The 19,360-nt window shown below is 42.4% G+C and carries 15 protein-coding genes, 2 tRNA genes and 1 rRNA gene; 9 read left to right on the top strand and 9 right to left on the bottom strand.

The features are described from left to right. The first annotated feature begins 122 nt into the window (after positions 1 to 122). The 7 genes from leuS (at position 123) to IE130_RS12405 (ending at position 9,112) form a co-directional block, all read left to right on the top strand. Positions 123 to 2,828, top strand: a complete 2,706-nt coding sequence (leuS, locus tag IE130_RS12435) for a leucine--tRNA ligase (protein ID WP_189586427.1) — start codon at positions 123 to 125, stop codon at positions 2,826 to 2,828. A 122-nt stretch (positions 2,829 to 2,950) separates the two neighbouring features. Further along, entirely contained in the window at positions 2,951 to 3,613 is a 663-nt protein-coding gene (locus IE130_RS12430) for an LPS-assembly lipoprotein LptE (RefSeq protein ID WP_025653082.1), read from the top strand. Between the two features lie 58 nt (positions 3,614 to 3,671). Beyond that, positions 3,672 to 4,751: a DNA polymerase III subunit delta gene (holA, locus tag IE130_RS12425; RefSeq protein WP_189586424.1), complete on the top strand. Its 1,080-nt coding sequence runs from the start codon at positions 3,672 to 3,674 to the stop codon at positions 4,749 to 4,751. 364 nt (positions 4,752 to 5,115) lie between these two features. Then, positions 5,116 to 6,444, top strand: coding sequence for an efflux RND transporter periplasmic adaptor subunit (locus IE130_RS12420; protein WP_189586421.1), 1,329 nt, complete (start codon positions 5,116 to 5,118; stop codon positions 6,442 to 6,444). 222 nt (positions 6,445 to 6,666) lie between these two features. Then, complete coding sequence (locus IE130_RS12415; RefSeq protein WP_373299693.1) at positions 6,667 to 8,616, top strand: MacB family efflux pump subunit; 1,950 nt, start codon at positions 6,667 to 6,669, stop codon at positions 8,614 to 8,616. Positions 8,617 to 8,800: 184 nt separating this feature from the next. Beyond that, a tRNA-Lys gene (locus IE130_RS12410) sits at positions 8,801 to 8,876 on the top strand. A 160-nt stretch (positions 8,877 to 9,036) separates the two neighbouring features. Further along, positions 9,037 to 9,112: transfer RNA gene (locus tag IE130_RS12405), tRNA-Lys, on the top strand. A 176-nt stretch (positions 9,113 to 9,288) separates the two neighbouring features. Here the strand turns inward: IE130_RS12405 and IE130_RS12400 are convergent. Further along, the gene (locus IE130_RS12400; RefSeq protein ID WP_189586418.1) at positions 9,289 to 10,074 is read right to left on the bottom strand and encodes an MBL fold metallo-hydrolase; all 786 of its coding nucleotides are present in this window, start codon (positions 10,072 to 10,074) and stop codon (positions 9,289 to 9,291) included. Between the two features lie 317 nt (positions 10,075 to 10,391). After that, the gene (locus IE130_RS12395) at positions 10,392 to 12,479 is read right to left on the bottom strand and encodes a catalase (RefSeq protein WP_189586415.1); all 2,088 of its coding nucleotides are present in this window, start codon (positions 12,477 to 12,479) and stop codon (positions 10,392 to 10,394) included. Positions 12,480 to 13,036: 557 nt separating this feature from the next. Between IE130_RS12395 and IE130_RS12390 the strand changes: the two genes are divergently transcribed. Further along, positions 13,037 to 13,828, top strand: coding sequence for a dienelactone hydrolase family protein (locus IE130_RS12390; protein ID WP_189586412.1), 792 nt, complete (start codon positions 13,037 to 13,039; stop codon positions 13,826 to 13,828). Between the two features lie 115 nt (positions 13,829 to 13,943). On the opposite strand, the gene IE130_RS12385 is transcribed toward IE130_RS12390, so the two are convergent. The 3 genes from IE130_RS12385 to IE130_RS12375 form a co-directional block, all read right to left on the bottom strand. Continuing rightward, a complete protein-coding gene (locus IE130_RS12385) occupies positions 13,944 to 14,633 on the bottom strand; it encodes a DUF938 domain-containing protein (RefSeq protein ID WP_189586409.1) in 690 nt (229 codons plus the stop codon). Between the two features lie 100 nt (positions 14,634 to 14,733). Continuing rightward, positions 14,734 to 15,198, bottom strand: a complete 465-nt coding sequence (locus IE130_RS12380; RefSeq protein WP_189586406.1) for a flavodoxin family protein — start codon at positions 15,196 to 15,198, stop codon at positions 14,734 to 14,736. 1 nt (position 15,199) lies between these two features. Next, positions 15,200 to 15,613 carry an OsmC family protein gene (locus IE130_RS12375; protein WP_189586403.1) on the bottom strand — a complete coding sequence of 138 codons (414 nt, stop codon included), beginning with the start codon at positions 15,611 to 15,613 and terminating at the stop codon, positions 15,200 to 15,202. Between the two features lie 23 nt (positions 15,614 to 15,636). Between IE130_RS12375 and IE130_RS12370 the strand changes: the two genes are divergently transcribed. Continuing rightward, positions 15,637 to 15,906 carry a DUF1289 domain-containing protein gene (locus IE130_RS12370; protein WP_308430275.1) on the top strand — a complete coding sequence of 90 codons (270 nt, stop codon included), beginning with the start codon at positions 15,637 to 15,639 and terminating at the stop codon, positions 15,904 to 15,906. Positions 15,907 to 16,017: 111 nt separating this feature from the next. Here IE130_RS12370 and IE130_RS12365 read toward each other — a convergent pair whose 3' ends face one another. From IE130_RS12365 to rrf, 4 genes are all read right to left on the bottom strand, one after another. Continuing rightward, positions 16,018 to 16,938 carry an AbiTii domain-containing protein gene (locus IE130_RS12365; RefSeq protein WP_189586400.1) on the bottom strand — a complete coding sequence of 307 codons (921 nt, stop codon included), beginning with the start codon at positions 16,936 to 16,938 and terminating at the stop codon, positions 16,018 to 16,020. Positions 16,939 to 17,056: 118 nt separating this feature from the next. Further along, a complete protein-coding gene (locus tag IE130_RS12360; RefSeq protein ID WP_189586395.1) occupies positions 17,057 to 17,611 on the bottom strand; it encodes a hypothetical protein in 555 nt (184 codons plus the stop codon). A 162-nt stretch (positions 17,612 to 17,773) separates the two neighbouring features. Continuing rightward, a complete protein-coding gene (locus tag IE130_RS12355) occupies positions 17,774 to 18,703 on the bottom strand; it encodes a hypothetical protein (protein WP_201574570.1) in 930 nt (309 codons plus the stop codon). Positions 18,704 to 19,022: 319 nt separating this feature from the next. Beyond that, a 5S ribosomal RNA gene (gene rrf, locus IE130_RS12350) occupies positions 19,023 to 19,137 on the bottom strand. Between the last annotated feature and the right edge of the window lie 223 nt (positions 19,138 to 19,360).

Raw genomic sequence — 19,360 nt, 5'->3', positions numbered from 1 at the left:
AAACATCAAACATATCGAGCAAGCGCACCATCATATCGTCGCAATTTTTGCCAAATTACGCTATGCTATGGCATTGTGAAATTTCACCCAATTTATTCGTATTAATCAATTTCGAGCCGACTATGAGCAACGCCGTGACAGCAGAACCTTCTAATACTAATCATACCAATGACAGCACCTACTATCAGCCGCAGCTAATTGAAGCCGCACAACAAGCCAAATGGGCAACGGATAAGCGCTTTGAAGTCAGCAATGAGCCAAGCGACAAGCCAAGTCGTTATATGCTGTCGATGTTCCCTTACCCAAGCGGCAAGCTGCACATGGGTCACGTGCGCAACTATACTATCTCAGATGTGCTGAGCCGTTACTATCGCCTTAAGGGCTATGAAGTCATGCAGCCAATGGGCTGGGACGGCTTTGGCCTGCCCGCTGAAAACGCTGCGATTGCCAATCAGACGCCACCTGCTAAATGGACGTTTGCCAATATCGACAGCATGCGCGCGCAGCTAAAATTGCTAGGTTTGTCTATCGATTGGTCACGTGAATTTGCCACTTGTAGCCCTGAGTATTATCAGTGGGAGCAGTGGTTGTTTTTACAGTTATACAAAAAAGGCTTGGTCTATAAGAAGCTGGCGACGGTCAATTGGGATCCGATTGATAATACGGTTTTAGCCAATGAGCAAGTCATTGACGGTAAAGGTTGGCGTAGTGGCGCGGCGGTCGAAAAGCGCGACATTCCGATGTATTACTTTAATATCACTGATTATGCTGACGAATTGCTTGATGATTTGGATCAATTAGAAGGTCACTGGCCATCAGAAGTATTGACTATGCAGCGCAATTGGATTGGTCGTAGCGCAGGTATGGAAGTGCATTTCCCTTATGAGCTTGCTGGCGAAACCAATACCCTAGATGTATTCACGACGCGTCCTGACACCTTGATGGGCGTCACTTATGTGGCGGTTGCTGCTGAGCACCCATTGGCACAGTACGCCGCTGAGCATGATGAGGCGATTGCCCAGTTTAATGCGCTGTGTAAAAAAGGCTCAGTGGCAGAAGCCGATCTAGCCAAAGCTGAAAAAATCGGTATGGATACCGGTCTTACCGTGACGCATCCGCTGACCGGCGAAGAAGTACCCGTATGGGTCGCCAACTATGTGCTCATGAGCTACGGCTCTGGCGCAGTTATGGCAGTACCGGCACATGACGAGCGCGATTATGAATTTGCCGTTAAGTACAAGCTACCAATTAAACAAGTTATCGATATCCCTGCTGGGTATTTTGATGAGTTAGAAGCAGACGCAAAGGCGAACGATGCTGAGATTAATCTTGCCTATACTGAGCGCAATATTTTGGTCAATTCAGGTGAATTTGATGGCTTAGACTTTGAGCAAGCGTTTGAGGCTATGTTAGCCAAACTTGAGCCACAAGAACTGGCTAAGAAAAAAATCCAATACCGTCTCCGTGATTGGGGTGTTTCTCGCCAGCGTTATTGGGGCTGCCCTATTCCAATGGTCAACTGTGAGCATTGCGGTACCGTACCTGTTGAAGAGCAAGATTTGCCCGTTGTCTTGCCGACTGACGTCGTTCCTGATGGTCGCGGTAATCCACTCAAAAACATCCCAGAGTTTGTCAATACCACTTGTCCTAAATGTGGCAACCCTGCTGAACGTGAGACTGACACCTTTGATACCTTTGTAGAGTCAAGCTGGTACTATGCGCGTTTTGCCAGTCCGAATGATGCACAGAACATGGTCAACAAGTCTGCCGCCAATAAATGGCTACCTGTCGATCAATATGTTGGCGGTGTAGAGCACGCCGTCATGCATCTGCTTTATGCACGCTTCTTCCATAAGCTTATGCGCGATGAGTCACTGGTGTCAGGCGATGAACCATTTGCCAATCTTATGACCCAAGGTATGGTGCTTGCCGGTACTTTTTACCGTCTTAATGCCGATGGCAGCACGACGTATTACTTCGCAGAAGACATCGATATCGACTACAACGAGCGTGGTCAACCGATTAAAGCGATTTTAAAAGCTGATGGACAGCCAGTAACCATTGGCAAAATCGAAAAAATGTCTAAGTCCAAAAACAACGGTGTTGATCCACAGATCACTATTGATAAATACGGCGCTGATACCGTTCGTCTCTATACCCTATTTACCGCGCCTGCCGATCAGACGCTAGAATGGTCAGATGACGCGCTAAAAGGCCCTTATAATTTTGTTAAAAAAGTATGGCGTATTGCTACTGAGCATATGCAAGCGCTCACTGAAGCAAACCTAAGCCTTGAGACACTCAATAATGTCGCCTTGAAAACTGATGCCTTAAGCAAAGAAGCGAAAAATTTACGCCGTAAAACTCATGAGACCATTGCCAAGATCGATAGTGACTTGGGTGATCGTCTGGCGCTAAACACGCCCGTATCAAGTTTGATGGAGCTGGCCAACGAGCTGACTGGCTTTAAAGCAAATAGTGAGCAAGACCTACAAGTGCAGCATGAAGCGTTGATTGATCTGCTTATTATGCTATCAGTCTACGCGCCACACGCGGGCGAGCACTTACTTGAGCAGTTAGGGCTGGATACCCTTACCCTGAGCTACCCAGCCGTCGATGAAAGTGCCTTAGTACAAGACATGATCACGATGGTGGTACAGGTCAACGGCAAAATGCGCGGTAAGATGGATGTCGCGCCGAACAGCGACCCTGAACAGCTAAAGGCGCAAGCGCGTGCGATAGAAAGCGTGGCGAAATTCCTAACGGGTGACATCAAAAAAGAAATCGTCGTGCCGAATAAACTGGTCAATATCGTGGTGGCAGGCTAAACTTTTTTAAACGTAGTGTTTTAAGCCTTTTTATCAACATAAGGATAGCGATTATGTCTTGTAAGCAGCGAGCTGTGCAGTCATCTCAAACGAAATTAAGCAAGCCAAGTGGACAATGCAATATGGCAAAAAAGTCTAATGCACAGAAGCTAGCGACAGCATTACTCGCAAGCTTGCCACTGCTTTCTGTACTGGGAGCCACAGCGGCTCTTAGTGGCTGCGGCTTTCAGCTAAGAGGTTATGGCACACCGATGCTATTTGATGTGGCCAAAACAGCCATCATCATCGAAGACAATCGCACCTCCTTTCCACTAAAGTTACCGTTGTCACGACGCCTAGAAGCCTTGGGCGTCGATGTTATCGATAATATGACCTTGGTCGATATTACCAATAACAATAAAAACGCGACGGCGGAACCCATTGCTGCGATTAGCGTCAAAAATATGCGCTTTAAGCGTTATGAATTGGTCGGTGTTTTAACAGAAATCCGCTTGGTATTGTCAGCAGATGTCAGCTACCAAACCCTACAAAATGGCAAAGTGGTGACACTAACCAACCCTATCCAAGTCGAGCGCAGTTACCAGTATAATGAGGCATCGGTCAGTACCGATGACCAACAAGGCGATCAAATTCGTGACTGGCTCTATGACAGTTTGGCACGCCGTATCACTGATCAATATGTTGCCATTGCATTGCCTAGAGTCACCCCTGCCAATGCCAATAAAACGGCACAAACAGGCTCAGCGTCTACGGCTGTTATCGTTCCAAGCACACCAACCCCTTAATGGTTAGCGTAAGGTATTCTGTCCATCCATTCTCATAAACCTGTGTCCTCATTAGTCTATGCAAGAGTCTTTTATACAAGCCTATCCCAAACTACTACAGTCATCCGTGGCCGTAGCTGGTTTGTGGCTGGCACATGGAGATGAGCCGTTATTGAGTCAGTGGCTGATCGATGCCTTGCGTCCGCATTGGCGTGCGCAGAATTACGCGATTAAACGTATAGAGCTGGTGTCGATTAAGAGCTGGCAAGAAGTACTCTCAGAGCTTGGTAGCCAGTCTTTATTTGATGATGCCAGCGCCTTGATCGTAACCGGTAATCATAAACCTGATAAAGCCGTTATCGCTGAGCTTGAGCGCTTTGCTGTCGAGGCACAAACAGGGGCGCACAGTCATAGCTTATTATGGTTAACGCCCAAGCAAGACAAACGCGCGCAAAGCAGCAAGTGGTTTGCGCCATTTGCGCAATACGGTCACATCATTGACTGCAATTTATACAATGAACAGCAACGCCAGCAGCTGTTGCAGATTCAAGCCCAGCAGTTTGGACTCAGACTGTCGCAAGAAGCATGGCAACTGCTCATGTCGCACACTGAGCATCACCTGTTAAGCGCCTATCAAACCTTATGGCGGCTGTCTTATTTATTTGCACCGCAGTTGGATGCTAGTAGTCATGACGCAACTCACGAAGGCAGTAATCAGTCTACAACGAGAGCGCCAAACGTAGCACTAGATATCAAGGATCTTCAAGCCGCCTTGGTCAGCGACGCCCAATTCAGTGTCTTTGATCTGTCCGATGCGATGCTGGCAGGCAATAGCGCACAAGTGGCAAAAATCATTTTTCAGCTGAAAGCCACTGATGAGCCGACGACCTTAGTACTGTGGGCAATCAGCAAAGACATGCGCCAAATCATACAATTAATGGACGGCCAAGATCCGCAAGCACTGGGTATTTGGCGTAGCAAGCAAGGATTATATCAACAAGCCTGCCGCCGCCAAGCAAAATCTCAAACGGCTGAATGGCCTGCGCTGCTGTATCGTTGTGATCAAGCGATTAAGGGGCTCGTTCGTCAGCCAGCATGGGAGTTGTTATTGCAGGCCGCGCTTGAGTTGTCAGGTAAGCGCTTGTTTACCATGCGATAATTTTTATTATATTTCAACCAGGTTTTACAGTTTTACAGTTTTACAGTTTTACAGTTTTACAGTTTTACAGTTTTACAGTTTTACAGTTTTACAGTTTTACAGTTTTACAGTTTTACAGTTTTACAGTTTTACAGTTTTACAGTCACTATCGTCCATTCTGCAATCCCACTCTTCATCATCAGCTCTATGCCCCTTTAAAAACACCGTCGATACAACATTATATAAGCATCCATTGCTGGCTATGATGCGTCCATATTTTTCCTATCCAAAACACCTTAACCTTTCGTAAACTAATTCCCATTTCATTTTTTACATGAAGCCTCTACTATACTTACACTTGCTATTACTGTGATTGGATTGCCCTATGCCCAAAATGAAAAGAAAACCTGCTATCAAATGGGGCATCATCGCCTTAGTAGTTCTGATACTCATCGCCTTAGCTTATAACACCTTTAAACCTAAAGAAGAGATTCCGAATTATCTAACGGCAACCGTTGAAATGGGCGATATTGAAAACAACGTCATGGCCTCAGGCAAGGTTAAAGCGCTTAATACGGTCGACGTTGGTGCACAGGTGTCTGGCGAAGTCACTCGTTTATATGTTGAAGTAGGCGATCAAGTACAACAAGGCGATTTAATCGCACAAATTGATCAAGTCACTCAGAATAATAATCTAAGCAACGAGCAAGCTACCCTTGAGCAAAGTGTCGCTGCTATCGAAAGCGCCGAAGCTGAGGTACTAAGCCGTCAAGCAGGTCTAAAAAGCGCACAAGCCGATCTTACCAGTCGTCAATCAGAATTGAGACAAGCGCAATCAGACTTTTCACGTTTGCAGGGTCTTGTTGCTATTGATGCTATATCACAGCAAGAATATGATACTCAGGCGACAAGCGTGGAAACCGCGAATGCTGCTGTTGCGAATGCTCGAGCAGCTATCGATACGGCGAGAGCGGCCATTGCCACTGCCGCAGCCAACGTCAATAGTCAACGAGCCGCGTTACGCAAATCACGAACCAATGTTAGTACGGCTAAAGAAGATCTTAGCTATACGACGATTCGCGCGCCAATATCAGGTACGGTCGTATCGGTGACCACTGAGCAAGGCACGACTGTCAATGCCAATCAAACAGCACCGACTATCGTGACCTTGGCAGATTTGTCTACCGTCAGAATCAACGCACAAATCTCTGAAGCTGATGTCATTAATGTCAAAGCAAACATGCCGGTTTATTTCAATGTCATCGGCAATCCTGATCAAAAATTTGATGCCATATTAAAAGCCATTGAACCTGCTCCCGAAACGATTAGTGATACCAGCTCAACAGATGCTGCTATCTACTATGTCGGCTACATCGAAGTGCCTAATACTGATCGGCGTTTTCGCATAGATATGACCGCTCAGATCTATATTGTTATCGACCAAGCCAAAAATGCTTTATTGGTACCATCAGCTGTCATACAAGAAAGTCCTGCTAAAAACAAAACGGCTGGACAAGTCAAAGCAAACAAGTTTGTACGCGTGCTAAAAGATGACGGCAGCGTAGAAGACCGAGCCGTAACAGTCGGTATCGACAACCGAGTAAGCGCACAAATATTAAGTGGTCTAAAAGAAGGGGAAGAAGTCATCATTAGTGAAGACAGTGGTGAGAACTCAGGAAGCAGTCGTAAATCTGGTGGTCCGCCAAGAATGTAACTTTCTTTATATATAACGACTGGGGGCTTGAGCGCGGCAGCCCTTTCATAACGACGCTCACCACACTTGATTGAAGACACTGCTATGACTATACCTCCAGCTTCTAAACCGTTGCCTAAAGATGATACGGCTCAAGACTTAGAGCAATACATGCCTGCCGATAGCTCTGCCACTACAGCAAATCCAGAGCATAGTACTTCATCGGCATCTGGCCAGCCCATCATGCAACTATCTGGCATTATTCGCGAGTTTGCTGCTGGTGAGCAAACGATTCGGGTGTTGCATGATATCGATTTGACTATCAATCAAGGCGAAATGGTGGCAATCATTGGGCAGTCTGGCTCTGGCAAGTCGACTTTGATGAATATCTTGGGCTGCCTCGATCAGGCGACGGCTGGCGATTATAAAATATATGGTAAGTCAGCACGCAAGCTTGATGCTGACGAGCTCGCTGAGCTACGCCGTGAACACTTTGGTTTTATTTTTCAGCGTTATCATCTGCTTGGTGACATTAGTGCCAAAGACAATGTAGCGGTTCCTGCCGTATATGCTGGCATGGACACAGAAACTCGAATTGACCGTGCCAAACAGCTCTTAACTGATTTAGGACTTGGAGATAAGGTCAATAGTCGGCCCAATCAGCTGTCAGGCGGACAACAACAAAGAGTCTCAGTCGCTCGTGCGCTCATGAATGGTGGTGATGTCATCTTGGCAGATGAGCCGACTGGCGCGCTTGATAGCAAGTCTGGTGAAGATGTCATGAAGATCTTGCATGACCTCAAAGCACAAGGTCATACCATTATTATGGTGACTCATGATCCCAACTTGGCGGCGCAAGCTGAGCGTATTGTTGAGTTAAAAGATGGCTATATCATTGCCGACTATCAAACTGAGCATTACAAGCACACAGACAAAAAGCCTTCCTCTATCCTCAGTGGGCATCGTAAAAGCGCATTTGGTAGCTTTGTTGATCGACTGCTTGAAGCGTTTAAAATGTCTTTGCTTGCCATGCGCGCGCATAAAATGCGTACCTTGTTGACCATGTTAGGTATCATTATTGGTATTGCCGCTGTCGTGTCTATTGTAGGCTTAGGTCAAGGCTCTCAGCAGCAGATTTTGGCTAATATCAGCTCGCTCGGTACAAACACCATCACCGTCAGCGACGGCTATCCTAGAGGCGACCCTAGACGCCGTTACAACGATGACAATCTGACGCCTGAAGATGCACAAGCGGTGGGAAATCAGCCTTATATTATCAGCGTTAGCCCTCAGGTGAACGCCAACTCTAGCGTTCGTTATCGCAGCGTACAAGAGGAATCTACCGTCAATGGAGTCGGTCAAGACTACTTAGAGGTCACTGGTGAGACATTGGCATTGGGTCAAGGGTTTGATGAACAAAGCATCAGCTTGCGTAGCCAAGATGTCATTATTGATAGCAATGCCAAGCAAACCTTTTTCCCAAACCTTGATAACCCTATTGGCGAGGTGATACTCATCGGTAGTGTACCTGGTAGAGTCATTGGTGTGCTGGAAGAAAACGATGGTGGCTTTGGTGCAGATTTAACCACACCAACTATATATATGCCCTATACCACCGTTATGTCACGGATTAGAGGCAGTACGAATATCGATAGGTTTGTGGCTCTCATAAGTGACGATATCTCTTCAAGTGTGGCCGAGTCTGCGATCTCCGACTTGATACAAAATCGTCATGGCGAAGAAGATTTTCAGATTCGCAACTCAGACTCTATTCGTCAAACAATCGAATCGACAACTGGCGCTTTAACGCTATTGATATCATCTGTTGCTGTCATTTCACTGATAGTTGGCGGTATTGGGGTCATGAACATCATGCTGGTGTCTGTCACCGAGCGCACCAATGAGATTGGTGTACGTATGGCTGTAGGGGCACGTCAAAACGACATCATGCAGCAGTTTTTGATTGAAGCTATCTTGGTTTGTATTTTAGGTGGTTTGCTAGGCATTGGCTTAGCATTTGCTATTGGTGAACTGATCAATCGTGTTGGCGGTGATAACTTTAAAGTCATTTACTCACCGACCTCTATCATTGCCGCTTTTGTCTGCTCGACGCTGATTGGTGTTATTTTCGGTTTCTTGCCCGCGCGCAATGCAGCCAAATTGGATCCTGTAGAGGCACTGTCTCGGGATTAATACCTAGACACCTGAGCATTTTGGCCAAATATTCAGTACGAAATATCGAAATGATGATAAAAAATCAAAGAAATATGCAGTTTTACGAGAGATTTACACTTTTTTCCTAATACGGGGTTGTAATTGTCTTAATTATATATATAATGTGCTCTCACGTTTAGGGATACAAACACTTTAAACGTTAGGGTTGTTAGCTCAGTTGGTAGAGCAGTTGACTTTTAATCAATTGGTCCCGCGTTCGAGTCGCGGACAGCCCACCATATTTAGTTTGATCTTTATTAATCGTTCTGCCCTATCCGGTAGTAGACCAATAAAGATAAGTTTAAAAGACATCGTTAAGATGTTTAGTTTTTAGAAAGTTCGTTACATAGGATTTTCTTTTGCAGAGTTAAAAAGCAAATGCTTTTTATACACTCTTCAGGGTTGTTAGCTCAGTTGGTAGAGCAGTTGACTTTTAATCAATTGGTCCCGCGTTCGAGTCGCGGACAGCCCACCATATTTAGAGAGCCCAGTCATTTTGTGACTGGGCTTTTTTTCGACTGTCTTTTTATGAGCGTTGATAGCTATAGTCAAGGAATTTTAGAATCGCTACAAGGCAACCGACCGCAGATAGTACACTGAGTACATCTAGGACGGATAACACCGTAGCGGTTTAAAAGTGCTCTGACTATATCAATCACGCCTACGCTTAAAGAGTCTAAAGTTACCTCCTTTTCTCCATAGCAATTTATGCTTGATCGTATCCTTAATCGTACGTGGATGCTTAGGTGCTTGGGCAATAAAATGATCAAAATCTGCTGTGTCCATAGCCAGCTCTCGGCCATGCGCCATCATCACCATTGAGGGTTTCAAATCTCTTATCTTGTGTAAAGACTGGATGTATGTTTTAGGGTCATAGACAGGAAAGGGTGCAACGAATTTATGGCGTAGCTTGATGATCAAATCAGCTGTGTATACTTGGCGGCTAGGCAGGTGAAATAAAGACAAATCACGATCCGTATGTCCCGGCGTTTCTAAAACTTGCCATTCATCAAACTTTGGCACAAGCTCACCATCTTTTACCGTGATATCTGGTTTCAAGCTTGCAGAATAATACAGGTTTTTAAATGGTCGCCCTTGACGTTTGGCCACATAATATCCTAGATTTATATCTACGAAGTGCATAGCCCGCCCACCAATACCGCTATACCATTGCTTTTTTTTATCCGCTGAGACAATAAGACAGCCAGTCTCTTGTCGAAATTTATTTGCCCCGCCTGCATGATCAGGGTGCATGTGTGTGACCACCACTACTTTTAGATCAGTGATCGGTCGCTTTAGCGTCGTTTTAATATAATCAAGCACCATCGTCACATCAGTACGGCAGCCACCGTCTAGCAGCATGATTTTATCCGGATATACCGCAAGGTAGGTACTCTGGATATAGCCTTCTAAACGTACGATTTCACATAAACTCATTGGTATTCCCTACCTCATTAATCGTTATTATTGCGAGGCTTTTATTCAATTTTATAGACAATCTTTAGTATAACGTCCGTCAGTCCAAAAAAAACGACTTTGAGTGAACGCTCGTGACTATATACAAAAGCAATGCAGTATACAGAGACAATGCAGCTAATAACGATTAATAAATAACGATTAACAACTGCATGCATAGTTTTATCCATGGTCACTCTCACTTTACTATCAAAAAGCAAAAACCCAGCGCTTAGGCTGGGTTTAAGAAAACATTTAGTATTTAAGATAAATCGTAGTCTAGATTCCCTACCTATTGATTATGCAAGGTCACGTACCTTTGGCTCACGTTCCCATAGACGAGACTTGGCATTGGTAATAAAGGTATCTAATTCAGCCAATGGCGTCACAAATTCATCTTTTTCAATGGGCAGCTTACTTAAGATAAATTCATCGGTCGCACCGCAATAAGCAATGGCTTTGCAATGAGCATAAGCATCATTGAACCAATCTAGCGCTGCACTGTCTTTTGCTAGCTTCTTAGCCTGCTCTGGCATAATGATACTAACCACGGCATCAAACATCACTGACGGACCACCAGCGAGGCGCTCATCAGCTTGGATACGTGTACCATCATCCAACACAACTTCTTTATTAGGGGCGACGATTTTGACGCTAGCGCCTTGCGCTTTAGCAGCATCTTCGAACTTTTTAATTTCGCTACTATTAGAGCCTTCTGCGACCAAGATACCGATCATACGACCTTTTAGACTGTCAGGCGTCAGACCAATGGTTTGTAGTGCTTTAGAAGTCGCCATATCCTGTACAGGTGCAGCCGCGTCAGCAGGTTCTGGCAGTTCCATACCCAGCGCCGTTGCTACACGGTTGGCCAAATCTTCATCGATATGAATCAAATGACTCAGCATACGAGTACGTACATGTGCTGTATCTACTTTGCCCAGCTCAAATGCATAAGCAGAAGCAATATGCGCTTGCTCAATAGCCGTCTGACTACGATAGAACATACGTGGCTGGCTGTAATGATCAGCGAAGCTCTCATCACGTACGCGACCTTTTACACCATCATCTAACTGCTCATGGAATGAATTAAAGCCACGTTTAGCGCTTTCACGCGGACGAGTTGGATCTAGGCTCTGTGGCTCATAGAGTACACGCGTCTTAGGTACTTGCATCTGCATATGACCATCTTGCTGATTGTTAGCAAACGGACATTTTGGTGCATTAATAGGAATCTGGGCAAAGTTTGGTGATCCTAGACGTGATAGCTGCGTGTCTAAATAACTGAACAGACGACCTTGCAATAATGGGTCATTACTAAAATCAACACCAGGTGGCAGATGCGATGGGCAGAATGCTACTTGCTCAGTCTCTGCAAAGAAATTATCAGGATAGCGGTTCAATACCATCTTACCCACGACTTTTACTGGCACCAACTCTTCTGGAATCAGTTTGGTTGCATCTAAATGGTCGAATGGGAATTCGTTAGCTTCTTCTTGGGTAAACAACTGTACGCCAAACTCCCACTCAGGATAGTCACCATTGTTGATTGACTCAAACAAGTCGCGACGATGATAATCAGGATCAGCACCTGAGATTTTCACTGCCTCATCCCATGTGGTTGACTGTACGCCCAATACTGGCTTCCAATGGAAACGTACAAAAGTGCTCTTACCTTCTTTATTGATTAAGCGATAGCTGTGAATACCAAAGCCTTCCATCATGCGTAAGCTACGCGGCAAACCGCGATCACTCATCAGCCAAATTAGATTGTGCATCGTTTCAGGACTTAACGAGACAAAATCCCAAAACGTATCATGAGCAGACGCCGCTTGCGGGAAACCGCGATCTGGTTCTGGTTTTACCGCATGAATCAAATCTGGAAACTTCATCGCGTCTTGAATAAAGAAGATTGGCATGTTATTACCAACGATGTCCCAGTTGCCTTCTTCTGTATATATTTTCACAGCAAAACCACGAACATCACGTGGCGTATCTTTTGAGCCTTTATTACCCGCTACCGTTGAGAAACGCGTAAACAATGGTGTTTGCTTACCCGTTTCGGTCAACACTTTGGCAGTTGTATATTCTTCTAGTGACTCTGTCAGCTCAAAATAACCGTGTGCTGCACTACCACGAGCATGGACGATGCGCTCAGGGATGCGCTCGTGGTCGAAATGATTGATTTTTTCACGTAGCACAAAATCCTCTAATAGCGTCGGCCCACGTGAGCCTGCTTTTAGAGAGTTTTGGTTGTCAGCGATAGCCACACCTTGTTGCGTGGTCAATACTTTGGTGTCATCGCCTGCGCGTTGATGGGTTTCACCACCATTGCCACGTTCAGTATTCATGTCTTTGGCGGGGTCAATATGATCGATATTATTATTCATAAAAAGTCCTAGCTAATAGATTGAGAGTGCTCTTTTTAAACCACTAAAAGAGTGCCTACACAGGTTTGATATCCTTTGAGATAATGATGACTTCATCTGTCAATTATTTGTCTGTGTCTTCAGCATTGCCTAGCGCTAAATTTATAAAGCACTAAAATTCATAAAGGAATAATAGGCTTAGGACTTATACTACCCAAAAATTAAGTCAAATATAGTTGCGTATATAGTAAACCTTGTTGATGTTTGGTTAAGGTTTACAGTCGCTATGAACCAGTATTTTAGAAGGCGTTAAAAGAGCATCAACGTTAACAATAGAATCTTGTAATGTAGTTATTCTTTAAGGTATGCTTTTATGAAGTACTAGAGACTATCGATAAATAAATTGGCATGGTTTTAGCTTTATATTTATCTTTTTTATACCGTTGAATTCAAATAATTTCGATACAAGAAAACCGAGCGCAAGTTATACATTAGTATGGTTAGCGAGGATGACGATGTAACGGGTTTATATGGATTTGACGATGCGACTATTTTATATAACTATAAGGCAATCCATTATGCTACCAACTTTAAAATTTCCATCTAATAAACCTTATCACTCGTTGCTAGCAGGCGCTTCAATGGGTCTAATGGCATTAACTTTTAGTCAAACGGCTGCCGCTATCACGACCAAAAACGTTACTTATACAGTTGATGATCAAGCATACGAAGGCTATTACGCCAAAGCCGATAAGCCCAACGCCCCTTTTATTTTGCTCATTCATGATTGGGATGGATTGACAGATTATGAGCGCAAACGTGCTGATATGTTAGCGTCTGAAGGTTACAACGTACTAGCGGCAGACATGTTTGGACAAGGCGTTCGCCCTACCTCTATCGAAGAAAATAAACGTCTAACTGGGGAGCTATATGATGATCGTAATAAAATGCGTCGCATATTGGCAGGGGCATTAACGGCAGGACAACTACAAGGCAATGATGTGCGTAAAGGCACGACTATGGGATATTGTTTCGGCGGTACGGTCGCGTTAGAACTAGCACGTTCAGGCTTTGAGCAAAAAGCATTTGTCCCCTTCCACGGTGCCTTTGATATCCCAACGGGTCAAAGTTATGATAATACGACTGGAGAAATCCTAGTATTCCACGGCTCTGCTGACCAATCTGTCTCGCTAGAAAGCTTTGCGACTTTGGGCAAGACATTAGAAGCGGCTAAGATACCTCACGAAATGGTTACCTACAGCGGCGCGCCACATGCCTTTAGCGTATTTGGCAGCGATAGATATGATGCCCGCGCCGATGAGCGCTCTTGGAAACGCTACTTGGATTTTTTAGCAGAAGAATATAAATAACCTAGCAGCACAAGTTGAATAAGTAATAATATAAGCAAACCCAAACAAAAAGACACCTCAATTAAGATCTGATAACGATTCATTGAGGTGTCTTTTTTTATACAGTCTTAAGTATTTAATTCTTTCGAAATACCAATAGCTGATTATTAGCAGGCATTGCATAAGTTTTAGAAAGTTGTAGATGATGAGCATTTGCTAAACTGACTATGTCTTCTTTATCGCGAATACCACTATCAGGATTACCTGCTCTCAACATCCTATCAAATCGCTGATTGCCCTCACTGGTATATTTGCCATGCTCATTAAAAGGGCCATATACAATCAGCTTACCGTCCACAGGTAGTGCGTCACCAGCCAATGCAAATAACCTCTCAACCAAAGCCCAGCTAATAATATGCAGCGTATTGGCCGTAAATATCACATCATAAGGTTTGTCTATATCACTGCTATTTAAATGACTGTTATCTAAATGACTACTAACAGGTACTGAGTCATGCGCCAAATCAAACGCTAATGGCGAATATAAATTGGGCGTAGGATACGCATTGTGCCAAGCGATTATATGGCGATGATTACCAGTGACATCACTAGTTTGCCATTTTAAATGTGACAAATGAGGCGCAAAGTAGACACTATGCTGACCCGTCCCAGAGCCAACTTCTAATACATGACTAAAGCCTTGTAGCTCTGTTTGGAGTACTTCTAGAATAGGCTGTTTATTATTCTCACACGCTTGAGAAAACGGCAATGCAGAAATATCTGCTTTACTATTTGGATTATCGCTATCCAGATTATCGTCATGCATCACTATCCTCCCAAACCGCCTATTGTGCTCTCAGTATTGATAGCAGTAGATTAATAAGCACTGCCTAAGACTAACCTAGTGACTACCAAACAACTGACTACTAGTAAATCCCTGCCTCTACCCCAGCGGCCAATGTCATAGCAAGCTCTTCTACTTGCTCAGCAAAGCTATCTTGCCAATCACCTTGTAGTATCAGCGCCTCTTGAATCCATGACCAACGTAGCCCCGTTGTAATCGTTTTGAGCGCAAGCTTGGTGCCTGTACCATCATGACCTGCGCGTATATATACCGCAAATGGCATGCCCTGATTCTCTTCTAACACTGGATAATAGCAACGATCAAAAAAGTCCTTGGTCAGCCCTGCCATATACGCTAGATTTTCGGTCGTACCTAACAGTAACGCATCAGCAGTCAACACATCCTCAGGCTGCGTATCCTGCGGTGATTTCAAAATGACGTTGATATCTATATCAGGATGATTGGCACCGTCATAAGCTGCCTGCGCCAATTTCTGAGTATTGGGCGATGGCGCATGAGCGACGATGAGTAACGTCTTAGTAGACATATTAGGCTTCTGTGCCATTGTTAAATACTAGATTTTGAGTAATGGCAGGATCCAAGCTATTGCCTACTGGGCAGGTCAATGCGGTTTTATAAAATCTCTTTAAGGTACTCTCATGCAATGCTTTTGAAAAATTGACCACGACATGTATTTCACTTACCCGCCTTGGTTTGGTAGCCATGACTTTGGTGACTTCTGCGGTCGTACCTGAGATATCGATATCCATCGCTTCAGCTTTAATACCGATAATCGTTAAAATACAACTGGCTAAGCTGGTCGCTAACAAATCGGTTGGTGAAAACGCCTCACCCTTGCCATGATTGTCAGTAGGCGCATCAGTGATAATCTCATTATTTGATTGCAAGTGAATAGCGGTAGTACGAAGGTCGCCTTGGTAAGTTACTTTTGAGGTTGTCATGGGTTTCTCTTTGGTAGTTATTATTGCACTACTGGTTTTCAATAGAATATTGTTTTTCGACTATAAAATTAGATGCACCATTTAAAATAACATATTTAAGACTAATTAAATTGCTTGATATTACTAGTACCTGCATTATCAGCAAAAAATGCTATTGCTTTGGTTGCCTGCGTAGTCGAGCCGAGCGCCAACAATGGCATCATATGACGACAGAGCAGCAACGCGAGGTGCTAAGGCTGATCGCAGGACGTAAGCTTCGTATCAAAAAGATGAAACAGCACAAAGGTGAGTAATTAGAGTTTGATTTTGAGGAAGAAGTTGAGATTAATGAGTTGTTTTGAGGGGTCGATGTAAGCAATAATATCCATTTTTAGCACAGCGTCAATTATTTTATTGAAGCTTTGTTATGTGATTAATCCGTAGTAGCTATTTAAAGCTGTAGCAAGCAAACTCCCTGCTACACCTAACTCGATTTGCCAACTTGTATTAATCGCTTTAGATAACATTGACTCAATCCAAGATTTGACTGAAGGACCAAATTTATCCTTTTCAACTATAGAAAAACTCTGGTCATCACTAATGGCATCTTTAAGTAATGCGACATCACTTCGATCAACTCCATTTTCCTGTAAAATTTTAGATAAAGCTTCAAAATCATTTTTTATAATGCTATTCGTTACTTTTTGATTATTTTCTGAGCCTAATAATATTGTTACATTGTCTCCAAATATCGCATTGTTAAAAAGGTTTGAAGCGTCAAACCTTCCAACTGCTTCCTTCAATTCTTTGTCAGATTCTATTTCAGAGAATTCAGAATTCAACTCAAGAACGAAATCTAATAGACGTGACCTTACCTGCATTAAAATATTTGAAACACTAGCTACTGGTATTTCAGACCATGCTCTTTGAACTATGTATGAACTGGCTAAACCTTCACCAAGTATTCCGTTAAGCTCCATTGGTAGTGGTTTATGAAACATGACATCATCGCTATCAGTCACCATTTTCTCAATGATAGCCAATGAATAAGCTATTTTAGCTTCTTCTAACGAATGCTTAAACTCTTTGTTTAGATGTTTCATAGGAACTGGGTGTGAGTTTACTACATAAACTCCATTTGTTGCATAAACACGCACTTGAGCTGAGATGATACGGTAATTGGGAAGCTCATCTTTTTCAGTATATCCATTAAGCTCTTTATTTACCCACATTACTAGTTCTTTGTGCCCCATTTTATGAAGAAGAACCTTCGTCTTGATTAGAGCATTACTCAGAATGCCATTATCAGAGCTTAATATTTCAATAATTTCATCTACTAGTTTCATTGATCTCTCTTTATTTATTCTTAAAATAGTGACTTATCGATTGGCAAAAGTTATCTGCTAAGACTAGTAGTGAGAAAAAATAGCTACCTATATTCTTTTAAAAAAATAATTAGACTTATTAGATAATTGCACTAATACTAGTACAATGAGCACAAAAGTCATGGACAATAAACTCAACTATTGAATCAGGTCGATGATTTGATTTATCAACAGTAATAATGAAAATATGCTCATTATTTTGCCCAACTCTAAAATTAGCATAATCATGCCTTCTATGCTTAATTTTATTAAGTAATTTTTCCATAGTTATTGGAGAACCTTGATTTGGTAGAATGCCGTTTCCAGGACCAATAGCCTTTATATTAGCTTGCTCTATACGAGTAACTGGTGATAAAGCTATTCCCTTATGCACATCTAACAAATTTTTAAGTAGCGAACCTTCATAAATTGAACTTGATTTTAGGTGATCTCTAGATCTCATTATTTCATTCACAATATGATCCAAATAAACCATAGCTTCGCCACTAGTTCTTGCTGCTTTTCCCAGATCCTTTGGTACTTGATTCCATGAGTTTAAAAAAAGAACTGATGTATTTTCCAGTTGATAAATAGCTTCATCAATGGAACGAGTTGTTATCACGTGAGTTCCTGTCAAAAATGAAATATTTCCCATAAACTATAAAACTCCATAACGTCTTATAAACCTAGCGCCTATTTCAGTTATACCGAATATGGAGCAATTTTTGTATTATTGTTCGAAAGCAGCAGCTAACATAAAGGTTGTATAGCTGTTGCAATTAGACTAAAAACATTTGTTAATATTAAGGCTATGCTATTAATCATTTAAACGTGAACTATCGCTTAAAGCTACTCTTAAAGATCCTTCATCATTCTCTCTAGATTTAATCATTTCACGCCTGAGGGATTCTTGTCTTTCTTTTTCACAACTGACTATATCTTTTATTATTACTTGATCTAGACCTGCTAAAAAAAATTCAAACTCTTCTATTGTTTCAATAGTAGATTTAACGTCCTCTCTTGTAGGTTCAGCTCGACCATGCGCTGCCATGTTTCTTACTTTTCGAATTTTATCAACTTTAAGACGAAGTTCGTCAGGCATTTCTATTCCAAAACGCTCCAACCGATTTGAGTGAAGTTCCATAATGAATGGACGTTGACGATAATCTAATCCAATTTCTTTAGAAAATTGATCTATGTTTTTCTCAAAGTATGACCACGCAGATAGCAAAGCACCTAAAGGGTGAATTTTTGCAAGTTCTTGAAGCTTATCTAATTCTTGATCGTTTTCTGGTGCACTTAATTTAAAAGCGACCAAATCAGTCTCATCTGTGAATTGAGAAATAATTTCTTCGTAATCCTGACCATAGTGCTGCTTTAATACAGATTTAAAGAACTCTTGAGCTATATTCATGTAAAAAATACTTGTAAGCTCATTAGGAGAACCGAAACGATGCTGCAATGCGTTGCGCTCATCAATAAGAAGTTCTATCTTGTTCAAAAATGGTAATGATATATTTTTTTCCTTAAGTGTATTTAAGCATCCCTGTATTGTAATTGTCTCTTTAGCATTTTTATAGATGGACTCTCCCGAATCTAGAACTAAATCCTTCAAAATTAGCTCCACAGCATTAGCCAAATGTAATATTAAAAGCTTCCGATCAAGCTCTTTCTTGCCATTATAATGAGATATTGAGTGGCCAAAAAGTTCCATTGCACTTTGAAATAACGGTGATTCAATTGCCATATATTTTTCTACTTTTGTGTTGTTCTAGAAATTTATTATCTTGAAAATTTTATACTATGATCTAAAAATAGTAATATAACAATAAAATTCACATTATATACTGTTTTATATATGTAGATAACGTAATGAGATTATGAATATAATTTTCTAAAAATTTAGATATGCTCAAAAAGTTAAGTTAAAGCAAAATAAAAGCCCCAATTAGAGGAAGTAATTGGATAGAGCTAGCTTAGGAAATGACTATACTAGAAATAAAGAAGCGAACAAAGCTAAACCCCCTTAACAATTAAGTTAAGGGGGTTTAGCTTTTAGAATAGAGAGCTGACGATGACCTACTCTCACATGGACGAATCCACACTACCATTGGCGCTACGATGTTTCACTTCTGAGTTCGGGAAGGGATCAGGTGGGGCCATCGCGCTATTGTCGTCAGCAAAGGGGGTTAGATATGAGTCTGATGTTGTATTATGACTTCAAATTTTACTTTTTAGTCGACCAACTTGTAACCTAACTGAATCAAGGTTAAAGGTGATATCGAAATATTCTTTCTTTATTCTATAGCCTAGGCTATACAAGATAGATTAATTAGAGCTTTCATACAAACCACTTGGGTGTTGTATGGTCAAGCCAAACGAGCAATTAGTACAGGTTAGCTAC

Origin of the sequence: Psychrobacter glaciei (genome assembly GCF_014652895.1) — a bacterium.
GTDB lineage: Bacteria > Pseudomonadota > Gammaproteobacteria > Pseudomonadales > Moraxellaceae > Psychrobacter > Psychrobacter glaciei.
The sequence above is the reverse complement of the archived record's forward strand: the minus strand, read 5'-3'. Positions and strand labels throughout refer to the sequence as shown.

What these genes read in the sequence shown, in the direction of transcription:
- IE130_RS12415 (WP_373299693.1), top strand. Translation starts at nt 6,667, where the DNA reads ATGCAACTATCTGGCATTATTCGCGAGTTTGCTGCTGGTGAGCAAACG.
- IE130_RS12420 (WP_189586421.1), top strand. Translation starts at nt 5,116, where the DNA reads ATGCCCAAAATGAAAAGAAAACCTGCTATCAAATGGGGCATCATCGCC.
- leuS (WP_189586427.1), top strand. Translation starts at nt 123, where the DNA reads ATGAGCAACGCCGTGACAGCAGAACCTTCTAATACTAATCATACCAAT.
- IE130_RS12360 (WP_189586395.1), bottom strand. Translation starts at nt 17,611, where the DNA reads ATGGGAAATATTTCATTTTTGACAGGAACTCACGTGATAACAACTCGT.
- IE130_RS12390 (WP_189586412.1), top strand. Translation starts at nt 13,037, where the DNA reads ATGCTACCAACTTTAAAATTTCCATCTAATAAACCTTATCACTCGTTG.
- IE130_RS12385 (WP_189586409.1), bottom strand. Translation starts at nt 14,633, where the DNA reads ATGCATGACGATAATCTGGATAGCGATAATCCAAATAGTAAAGCAGAT.
- IE130_RS12395 (WP_189586415.1), bottom strand. Translation starts at nt 12,479, where the DNA reads ATGAATAATAATATCGATCATATTGACCCCGCCAAAGACATGAATACT.
- IE130_RS12400 (WP_189586418.1), bottom strand. Translation starts at nt 10,074, where the DNA reads ATGAGTTTATGTGAAATCGTACGTTTAGAAGGCTATATCCAGAGTACC.
- IE130_RS12355 (WP_201574570.1), bottom strand. Translation starts at nt 18,703, where the DNA reads ATGGCAATTGAATCACCGTTATTTCAAAGTGCAATGGAACTTTTTGGC.
- IE130_RS12375 (WP_189586403.1), bottom strand. Translation starts at nt 15,613, where the DNA reads ATGACAACCTCAAAAGTAACTTACCAAGGCGACCTTCGTACTACCGCT.
- IE130_RS12380 (WP_189586406.1), bottom strand. Translation starts at nt 15,198, where the DNA reads ATGTCTACTAAGACGTTACTCATCGTCGCTCATGCGCCATCGCCCAAT.
- IE130_RS12430 (WP_025653082.1), top strand. Translation starts at nt 2,951, where the DNA reads ATGGCAAAAAAGTCTAATGCACAGAAGCTAGCGACAGCATTACTCGCA.
- holA (WP_189586424.1), top strand. Translation starts at nt 3,672, where the DNA reads ATGCAAGAGTCTTTTATACAAGCCTATCCCAAACTACTACAGTCATCC.
- IE130_RS12365 (WP_189586400.1), bottom strand. Translation starts at nt 16,938, where the DNA reads ATGAAACTAGTAGATGAAATTATTGAAATATTAAGCTCTGATAATGGC.